Origin of the sequence: uncultured Gimesia sp. (assembly GCF_937919775.1) — a bacterium.
Lineage (GTDB): Bacteria > Planctomycetota > Planctomycetia > Planctomycetales > Planctomycetaceae > Gimesia.
Map to the genome: position 1 here is coordinate 1 of NZ_CALFPF010000293.1, position 9,080 is coordinate 9,080.

The window sequence follows — 9,080 nt, forward strand, 5'->3', positions numbered from 1 at the left end:
GCCCAGACAGCTTTTGAGTGCTTCCAGCCAGAGAACGTCCTTACTCAGCGGATGATCTTTATCCTGAAAGGCTCGTTTCAAGGCCAGGCGTAAGACGTTAATTCCATCGCGGGTCGAGAAGTCCAGCTTGAGGCTGTGAGACTGTTGCAGGAAATCGACGGTCAGGTCGAGCATGTGCTCATTGGCAAAGGGCAGATGATATTTCAGAATCATCTTTTCATCTTCCCGATTCGGATGTTCCAGCGAAATACTGGGCTGCAGGCGGCTGAGAATGTAATCGGGAATTTCGAATGTCGATTCATCTTCGTTCATCGTGACGGCACAACGAAATTCGGGGTGAGCCGGAATGGTGACACCTGCGACGATTGATTCCACATAGCGGCGATGGTCGAGCAACGGCGCGAGGCTGGCCCATGATTTTTCATTCATGCGGTTGCCTTCATCGAGCACGCAAATCCCGCCACGAATCATCGCGGTCACCAGCGGAGATGTGTGGTAGGCAATCTTGCCGCTTTCGGCCAGTACGGGAGTGACCAGCAGGTCTTCCGGTCTGGTGTCTGCCGTACATTGATAAATGTAAAGCTCCTGATTACGCGTCCGGGCGCCTGCGATGGCGAGCGAAGTTTTACCAATTCCCGGCGTTCCCACCAGACGCGGCGTGAGGGGCATATCTTTTTCGTCAATCACCAGCCAGCAGGCCAGGAGCTGCTTTAAGGCTTCATGTTGCCCGATCCACTCACCAGTTGTCTGGTCGGCGCGACCCAGGTGCAGCCCGACACCATCAATTTCTACTCTATGTGACATTTGATCGATTTCTATTTTCAGGACAGTCAGCGATACGGGTGTGACTGATCTAAGGCTCGTGAAGCGGTTCTTTTTTACAAGCTTCGATTATAGGCGCCGGAAGTCGCTTCTGATAAGTCTGATCATTCGACACTTCCCACATGATACAGAAATAGGATGAAAAAGCAGGGGGATGTCTTTTTTGGGAAATTCATTAAGTGCTTGTCGTAGAAGAAGATAATGGGCTTATAGTTCAGTGGACCACTACGTGATCAGCGGAAATATTTTTGTGATCACAGATAGTGTTTGTTAAAATATACAGGTTTCCCATATTCGATTTTTTGATAACGTATTTTACGTTATTTCATTTCTGAAGTGAGAGCACACGTTCGCCACTGTTTTGAATTCATTTCTTTCGTTGTGTGCCTCATTTTCCTTGTGTTTCTAAACGCCAATTTAGAAGGGGGAGAGGAGCGATGGATAAACCTATTCTCGCGAAGGACATCATGGTAACCAAGCTGGTTACCTTAACACCGGACATGGATGTTCTGGAAGCAATCGGGATGCTGTTGAGCCATCGGATTTCAGGAGCGCCCGTGATTGATTCGGAACGAAGAATGTTGGGGGTATTTTCAGAACGTTGTTGTATGGATGTGTTGATCAAGGCCAGCTATGAACAACTTCCATCTTCTCAGATCTTTCCTTTCGTCGATACCGAGGCACGTTGCATCACGGAAGAGACCGACTTACTGACGATCGCCCAGATCTTTCTCAGCACCGCGACACGCAGACTGCCTGTGGTCCGCGATGGTTGTTTTCTGGTAGGACAAATCAGCCGCCGCGATCTGCTGCTGGCCGGAAATAAGAGCCTGAGATTTCGGACTACCATCCCGCAGGAGAAGAATCTACTGTATTTGAGCGGCTTAATGGATCGGGAAGAATCGCCGATAGCCTAGATCTCCTGTTTGCAGTGATGGGGATTTTGAGCGAGAATGACACATAAAAACCAGCCGGACCCGTTTCGGCTGGTTTTTCTCGTTCCTGACGGTTTGATTTTCGCAGCCGGTCAACTAAAATCGGGCCAGCATTGTTCCCGTTTGAGGGAAACGGCATCGTAGCGGGTTCCAGCGTGGTGTTTTTTCACGGTGCGAGCGGGGAGCACGATACAGATCAAGGTCTGCTTGATCGTAATCTTCAGAATATTCTACTCAGATAAAGCCATCTATTCGAAGGACTTGTAGCATGGACCAGGAAGAAATTTTACTCGACGCGGAAGAGAGAATGGACAAAGCGGTTCACGTTTTGCAGGGTCAATTGCAGGGCATCCGCACAGGCCGTGCCACTCCGGGGCTCGTAGACTCAATCCGAGTAGATTACTACGGTTCGCCGACCCCCTTGAAGCAGATGGCGAATATCAGTGTTCCGGAACCGCAACAGATTCTGATTCGTCCCTTCGATGCACAAATGGTGGGCGAGATTGCCAAAGCGATTACGGCCAGCGACATGGGATTGGCCCCGAACACCGACGGACGTGTGGTGCGATTGAACATTCCCCCGTTGTCCACCGAACGTCGTCGTCAGCTTGTTTCACGCGTGAAAGAACTGGCTGAAGAATCCCGCGTTTCGATCAGAAACATCCGCCGTGATGCCAATAAACATGCCGATCAAGCAGAAAAAGATAAAGTGATGGGGGAAGATGAGCGCGACAATACAAAAACTGATATTCAGGATCTGACCAAAAGATACGAAGGTAAAGTTAACAGCATGTCAGACGCGAAAGAGAAAGAGGTCATGGACGAATAATCGTTCGTTGCCTGATTTCAGCAATCATCGTATCGGCCTCAAGCTGCATTTGTAAAAATCATAATCAGGAACGCTTTTCAAATCGGAAGTGTTCAGAACAGTATCCATAGACCTCAAACTCTGTATTGAAAGAGACTGGTTCAAGTTTCCATGGCAAAGAAGACAATTGAAGACGTAGACGTTGCAGGCAAGGCCGTATTAATGCGCGTGGATTTCAACGTGCCTTTAGATGAGAATCTCAACATCACCGATGATCGTCGGGTCCGGATGGCACTGCCTTCTATCAAGTCGGTCATCGATCGAGGCGGACGCGTGATTTTAATGAGTCATCTCGGTCGTCCCGCGGGAGACGGCGGCGATGCGAAATACAGTTTGAAACCGACGGCGGCCTGTCTCGGCGCGTTGTTAGGGCAGGATGTATCCTTCGCGACAGATACGGTCGGCGCTGATGCCAAAGCCAAAGTGGCAGCACTGAAGGACGGGCAGGTGCTGATTTTGGAAAACCTGCGATTCAATTCCGGTGAGAAAAAAGGCGATCCCACATTCGCAGGCGAACTGGCTGCGTTTGCTGATATTTACTGCAACGACGCATTCGGCACCTGTCACCGTACAGACGCCTCAATGGTTGCCGTCCCTGAAGCCATGGATGGAAAACCGAAAGTCGTCGGCTTTCTGGTAGCGAAAGAGATTCAGTATCTGTCCGATGTGATTGCCAACCCCGAACGTCCTTTTGTGGCCATTTTGGGGGGCGCGAAAGTTTCTGACAAAATCAAAGTCATCGATAACCTGCTGGGAATTTGCGACAAGGTGCTTATCGGCGGGGCCATGGCCTACACATTTTCCCTCGCGCAAGGCGGGAAGGTGGGAGACAGCCTCGTAGAAAAAGATAAAGTCGATCTAGCCAGAGAACTGATCGCCAAGGGGGGCGACAAATTGATGTTGCCCGTCGACACACACTGCGGCGACGATTTCAACAGTAACTGCAACAAAGTCGTCGTGAAAGCCGGCGAGATTCCCGATGGTTTTGAAGGTCTCGATATCGGACCCGAAACGGCAAAGATCTATGCAGAAACCGTCAAATCAGCCAAAACGGTTGTCTGGAACGGACCGATGGGTGTGTTCGAAATGACCCCCTTCGACGCCGGCACCAAAGCCGTCGCACAGGCGATTGCCGACAGTGATTCGACCAGCATTATCGGCGGCGGTGACAGCGCCGCTGCGATTCAGCAGCTTGGCTTCGCCGATCAGGTTTCACACGTGAGCACCGGAGGCGGCGCCAGTCTCTCAATGCTGGAAGGTCAGGAATTCGCAGCCGTCAACCTGCTGGATGAAGCATAAAACGGCCTCTGAATCAGATGCATGCGTTTAACATCAGGCACAGCCCGTCGATCAACGGGCTGTGTTTTTATTTCCGGGAGCAGTGATGCTCGAAACCGGAAACCGAATCCGGTAGAATTAATCCTGTGATTTGAGTTTGGTGTGGCACACGCAGGGTGTTCTCAGTTCCCATCGACTCATGAAAAAGATACATCCTTTTGAGAGATGGGGAATGTGATATGGCCACAGCGTTATTCACTGCAGAACAGCTTGCTCAGTTTCAGCAGGATGGTTATCTGATTGTTGAGGAACTCTTCAGTCAGGAAGAAGTAACGTTGCTGGGACAGATCGGCCGCGCGGATCTGGTGATGCAGCAATCGACTTCCAGTCGGGCGGATGGCGAGGGAGGGGCGGTTAAACTTTCCGTCGACAATGAAATTCATGACGACATTTATGGCGCGATTGCCCGCAGTCGGCGGGTGGTCGATCGCATGGAAGCGTTACTGGGCGATGAGGTCTATCATTACCATCACAAGATGATTCAAAAGGAAGCCCGAGTCGGCGGCGCGTGGGCGTGGCATCAGGATTATGGATACTGGTACAACAACGGCTGTCTGTTTCCAGATATGGGGAGCTGTATGATTGCCGTGGACCGAGCGACTGTGGAAAACGGTTGTTTGCAGGTGTTGCGGGGAAGTCACCTGATGGGGCGCATCGATCATGGTCCGGTGGGTGATCAGACCGGCGCGAATCCGGAACGGGTTGAGGCAGCGCGCGAGCGGCTGGAGCTGGTGTATTGCACGTTGGAACCGGGGTCTGCTGTCCTGTTTCATTCCAATCTGTTACATCGTTCTGATCAAAACAAAAGCGAGCATCCGCGCTGGGGGTTTATCTGCTGTTATAATACGCGGCACAATGATCCCTATAAAGAATCGCGTCATCCGCGTTATACACCTCTGACCAAATGCGACAATGCAGAAGTTCTGAAAGTCGGTCGTGTGCAGTGGGAACAGATGCAGGCTCATCCTTCGATATAATTAAAAGCGTCTGCATTAGAGAAGAATATGTCCGAAGCATCAGATCGATCAGCCGGTAATCCGAGTCAGCAGAGTGCGCTGATCAAGCAGATGGCTTATGACGTTGGCTTCAATCTGGCCGGCATTGCGCCCGCGGTGACTCCGGAAGGTTATCATCAGTTTCTGGACTGGCTCAATCAGGGTTACGCCGGCGAGATGAGCTATCTGGAACGCCGCAAAGACGCGTATCTGCATCCGCAGTATGTGATGAGTTCCGTCAGAAGCGTGTTGATGCTGACTCTGAATTACAAGACGGAGGAACCTCCGCCGCTTGCGGGGACCGAGGCGCGGATTTCGCGTTATGCCTGGGGCAGTACCGACTATCACAAAGTGATTCGTAAAAAACTGAAACAGCTTTCAAACCAGATTCGGGAGCGTTTTCCCGATTGTGAAACCCGCGGCATTGTGGATACAGCGCCTCTACTGGAACGGGATTTTGCCCAACTGGCCGGACTGGGCTGGATCGGAAAAAATACACTGCTGTTGAGTAAGACCGAAGGGAGCTGGTTTTTTCTGGCGGGTCTGCTGTTGAGTGATGAACTGGAATATGATGAACCGCACCAGACTTCACACTGCGGCACCTGCACGCGCTGTCTAGACGCCTGTCCGACCGACGCTTTTGTCGAAGCGGGGACACTGGATGCGCGGAAGTGTATTTCGTATCTGACGATTGAACTCCGCGATCAGCCGATTCCCAGAGAATTGCGGCCGGGTCTGCAGGAGTGGATTTTCGGTTGCGATGTCTGTCAGGATGTCTGCCCCTGGAACCGGAAAGCCCCTGTCAGCCGAGAGTTGTCGTTTCATCCTGCCGAACCGTTTTCCCCGGTCGACGCGATCGAGTTGATGTCTCTGGACGAAGCCGCATTCCAGGCACGTTTTCAGAGCACGCCAATGTCGAGGTCGCGGAGGGCCGGGCTGTTGCGGAACGCGGCGATTGTGCTGGGAAATCAGGGGGATCGTTCAGCGGTGCCTGCTCTGCTGCAGGCACTCCATGATTCTGAACCTTTGATTCGTGGCGCGGCAGCCTGGGCGTTGGGGCAGCTGGGAGGGCCTGAAGTTGTTTTTTCGCTGGAGCAGAGGCTGGCGGTTGAGTCGGAGACAGAGATGGTGCACGAATTAGAGTGGGTGATTGGGGAAATTAAAAACCTAGGAGAATAAAGTGAAAAATGCAGATAGAATGTAGCGGGCTCTAATGGAAAAGTGGCGGGCCGTGTATTACGATCTGCAGCAGGCGTCATTTCTGAATAATATAACGGTGTGATTACAAAACGATTCAGTTAGTGGGAGTGAGAGATGGGTGAACAACTTCTGGTCGGAGTGAATGGGGCCGCGGGCCGGATGGGGCAGCGCGTGGTGGTGCTGGTTTGTCAGGATCAGGATTTAAAACTTGGCGCGGCGTTGGATTCCGAAAAGTCCTCCGAGCTGGGCAGAGACGCCGGCGAAGTGGCAGGCGTTGGTCCTGTTGGCGTGACACTTCAATCGGAGTTGACCGAGCGTGTGGACGTCATGATTGATTTTTCCCTGCCCTCGGGGCTGGTGAAAATTGCCAGGATCTGTGCGGAACGGCAGATACCTCTGGTTGCAGCGACGACCGGTCTGACGCCGGAACAACGGAATGAAGTTCTGGCCGCTTCACAAACTACGCCTCTGATTCTCGCACCGAACATGAGTCTGGCGGTCATTGTGATGATGAAGCTGGTGCGCGAGGCCGCCCATTCCCTGAAACATTCTCCGAATGGCGTGGATGTGGAAATCATCGAACGTCATCACCGGTTTAAAGAAGATGCACCGAGCGGAACGGCGTTGCACTTTGGCGAAATCATCGCTGATGAAATGGGGCAGACCGAGCACATTCATGGTCGGCACGGTCGACCGGGGCCACGGCCTAACTGTGAGATTGGTTATCATGCATTACGGACCGGCGATAATGTCGGCGAACATACCATTGTGTTCGGCATGATGGGAGAAACCATCGATTTAACGGTGCGTGGCCATACGCGGGACAGTTATGTTTATGGTGCCCTGACGGCTGCCAAGTATCTGGCAGCACAAGGTGCGGGGCTGTATACGATGGCTGACGTGCTGGACTTGAATTAGGCAGTTTATTTTGACAGGCCTTCCTGTTTTACCAAGTCCGTGAAACAGTCAAGAGTGTTACACCCGGTAACCGATACAAGAAGAGCGCTGGCTGCCGATCGACAGAGCGGGTGAGAGCTGGTTTTTTGAGGGGGAACGACTGTGTTTCCCAGCCAGGAAACATTCAGGGATTGAGCTCGTATTTGCTGTCAAAAAAATATTCAGCCCTCGAAGGAACGAGAGATGAGTTGGCTTAAGTCTCTAGATTACAAACGCTTTCTGAAAATATTCAGACAGGATCGCTCTCTGTCAGTACATCGGTTTTGGTTTGTTTTCCGCTGGAATCAGACAACAAAAGTCATGACCGGACTGCTGGCGAGCGTGTTTTCCATGATGTCTCTGATTTCGTTTTTCGGGTCTTTAGAGGAAAGTGCATCGGTTGAGACAGGGGCAAGTCTGGCACCAGAATTAGGCGCCAGTGATGAGCTTTCACTGGAATTTGGGCTGAATGCCTCCCTGCCGATAGGAGAATCGGGATCAGAGCCGACCGCCGATCCATTTGAATCGAAATCCGTAATCAGAACCGTCTCGGTGCAACAGGCAGTGGGAGCCGCTCAAAATGATTCGGGCGTGTATCACGCGGTGGGACAGGAGTTCGGGCATCAGAGAGCCGGCGGACGAGTCGAACAGATTGCCGGTGAAAGGCCCGTTTATGTTTCCCGCGAGAGACAACCGGGCAGCCAGTTCAGGCCGACCAACGAAGGGGCCGCCTGGCTCACAGGAGAAATTGAAGAAGCAGACGAGTTGCCGGTGAATGGCTCTTTTCGTCGTTTGAGGAATCAATAACTAACGTGTCTGTATAGACTCCATACGCTACAACAATCCCGGGAATCAGAGTTTATGTATCAGAGTTACTGGAATTTGCAGAGTGGTCCTTTCGAAGAAAAAATGGACCCGACTTTTTTTTACGAAAGTCATCCCCATCAGGCGGGATTGCTGAAACTGCAATATCTCATTGAAAACAGCAAGGGAGCCGGCTTACTCGTGGGTGGTTCCGGCGTGGGTAAGTCTTATCTGTGTCATGTACTGAAAAGTCAGTTATCAGACATCTATCAGCCTTTTGTGCAGCTGGTATTTCCCCAGTTATCGCCGATTGAGTTGATTTCGTATCTGGCGGTCGAGTTAGGTGCAGAGGAAGCCGGCATCGAACCGGTTGCTCCCGGGAAAGATCGTATTGTCCGGGCATTACACAGGCAGTTACTGTTGCTCTGTGAGCAGGGGCACAAACCTGTGATTGTGATTGATGAAGCGCATTTGATTGTTGATCAGCGGATTTTTGAAACACTGCATCAACTTTTAAATTTTCAACAGACTTCCGAGATCGACTTTACCCTGCTGCTGGTAGGCGATCAACTGCTGTTAAGCCATCTGCAACGGTCCGCGCAGATTGATGACCGGATTGCCGTTCGTTGTCTACTGAAACCGTTTTCACTGGAAGAGACCCGCGGCTACGTTGAACATCGGCTGGAAGTGGCCGGTCGCAACGAGCCGGTTTTTGAAGATGACGCCTTCCAAACGCTGTTCGAGCTGACCCAGGGGAACCCACGCAAAATCAACCGTCTGTGTGACCTGGGGCTGCTGGTCGGCTACGCAGACGAATTGCCTCTGATTACTTCAGATGTGCTGGAAGCGGTCTCTGAAGAGCTGGTGACTTCGATCGCCGACTGATTCATCGCTGGTGCTGACGATAGTCGTCTCTTATTCTGCGCTGTCTGCGGAGTGCATGGCAGACCACATCGGGCTGCACTCAGCCGTATTGCTTTCGGATCTGCCTGCTGATGCGAGCGTGTTTTCAGCGGGGACACTGGCCCCCCCACTGCTGGTTTCGAATGACTTTTCGATTTCAATTCTTTTTCATTCAGCAGGCTTCAGGCTGCTGCACATCCCAATTTAGCCCTACCTCAAAAACTGGTGTGATTTCTTAATTTTAATTATTTAAAATAAGTGTATTGCCTTTAGCTAGTG

At 51.6% G+C, this 9,080-nt stretch carries 9 protein-coding genes; 8 read left to right on the plus strand and 1 reads right to left on the minus strand.

Going from position 1 to position 9,080, the window contains the following annotated elements; all coding sequences use genetic code 11:
* Positions 1-804, minus strand: an 804-nt coding sequence (locus tag Q0294_RS07955) for an AAA family ATPase (protein WP_299463010.1), incomplete at its 3' end; no start/stop codon positions are given.
* Between the two features lie 455 nt (positions 805-1,259).
* On the opposite strand from Q0294_RS07955, the gene Q0294_RS07960 reads away from it, so the two are divergent.
* From Q0294_RS07960 to Q0294_RS07995, 8 genes are all read left to right on the plus strand, one after another.
* Entirely contained in the window at positions 1,260-1,739 is a 480-nt protein-coding gene (locus Q0294_RS07960) for a CBS domain-containing protein (protein ID WP_299463013.1), read from the plus strand.
* A gap of 286 nt (positions 1,740-2,025) precedes the next feature.
* Positions 2,026-2,586, plus strand: a complete 561-nt coding sequence (gene frr, locus Q0294_RS07965) for a ribosome recycling factor (protein WP_299463016.1) — start codon at positions 2,026-2,028, stop codon at positions 2,584-2,586.
* Positions 2,587-2,736: 150 nt separating this feature from the next.
* Positions 2,737-3,924 carry a phosphoglycerate kinase gene (locus tag Q0294_RS07970; protein ID WP_299463019.1) on the plus strand — a complete coding sequence of 396 codons (1,188 nt, stop codon included), beginning with the start codon at positions 2,737-2,739 and terminating at the stop codon, positions 3,922-3,924.
* Between the two features lie 218 nt (positions 3,925-4,142).
* Entirely contained in the window at positions 4,143-4,940 is a 798-nt protein-coding gene (locus Q0294_RS07975; protein ID WP_299463022.1) for a phytanoyl-CoA dioxygenase family protein, read from the plus strand.
* Between the two features lie 27 nt (positions 4,941-4,967).
* Complete coding sequence (queG, locus tag Q0294_RS07980; protein ID WP_299463025.1) at positions 4,968-6,137, plus strand: tRNA epoxyqueuosine(34) reductase QueG; 1,170 nt, start codon at positions 4,968-4,970, stop codon at positions 6,135-6,137.
* 135 nt (positions 6,138-6,272) lie between these two features.
* Positions 6,273-7,076: a 4-hydroxy-tetrahydrodipicolinate reductase gene (dapB, locus tag Q0294_RS07985; protein WP_299463028.1), complete on the plus strand. Its 804-nt coding sequence runs from the start codon at positions 6,273-6,275 to the stop codon at positions 7,074-7,076.
* A gap of 222 nt (positions 7,077-7,298) precedes the next feature.
* The gene (locus Q0294_RS07990; protein ID WP_299463031.1) at positions 7,299-7,901 is read left to right on the plus strand and encodes a hypothetical protein; all 603 of its coding nucleotides are present in this window, start codon (positions 7,299-7,301) and stop codon (positions 7,899-7,901) included.
* Positions 7,902-7,955: 54 nt separating this feature from the next.
* Positions 7,956-8,783 carry an AAA family ATPase gene (locus Q0294_RS07995; protein WP_299463034.1) on the plus strand — a complete coding sequence of 276 codons (828 nt, stop codon included), beginning with the start codon at positions 7,956-7,958 and terminating at the stop codon, positions 8,781-8,783.
* The last annotated feature ends 297 nt before the right edge of the window (positions 8,784-9,080 follow it).

Excerpts from the sequence above, each read along its gene's own strand:
- dapB (WP_299463028.1), top strand. The coding sequence starts at position 6,273 with ATGGGTGAACAACTTCTGGTCGGAGTGAATGGGGCCGCGGGCCGGATG.
- Q0294_RS07975 (WP_299463022.1), top strand. The coding sequence starts at position 4,143 with ATGGCCACAGCGTTATTCACTGCAGAACAGCTTGCTCAGTTTCAGCAG.
- Q0294_RS07970 (WP_299463019.1), top strand. The coding sequence starts at position 2,737 with ATGGCAAAGAAGACAATTGAAGACGTAGACGTTGCAGGCAAGGCCGTA.
- queG (WP_299463025.1), top strand. The coding sequence starts at position 4,968 with ATGTCCGAAGCATCAGATCGATCAGCCGGTAATCCGAGTCAGCAGAGT.
- Q0294_RS07960 (WP_299463013.1), top strand. The coding sequence starts at position 1,260 with ATGGATAAACCTATTCTCGCGAAGGACATCATGGTAACCAAGCTGGTT.
- frr (WP_299463016.1), top strand. The coding sequence starts at position 2,026 with ATGGACCAGGAAGAAATTTTACTCGACGCGGAAGAGAGAATGGACAAA.
- Q0294_RS07995 (WP_299463034.1), top strand. The coding sequence starts at position 7,956 with ATGTATCAGAGTTACTGGAATTTGCAGAGTGGTCCTTTCGAAGAAAAA.
- Q0294_RS07990 (WP_299463031.1), top strand. The coding sequence starts at position 7,299 with ATGAGTTGGCTTAAGTCTCTAGATTACAAACGCTTTCTGAAAATATTC.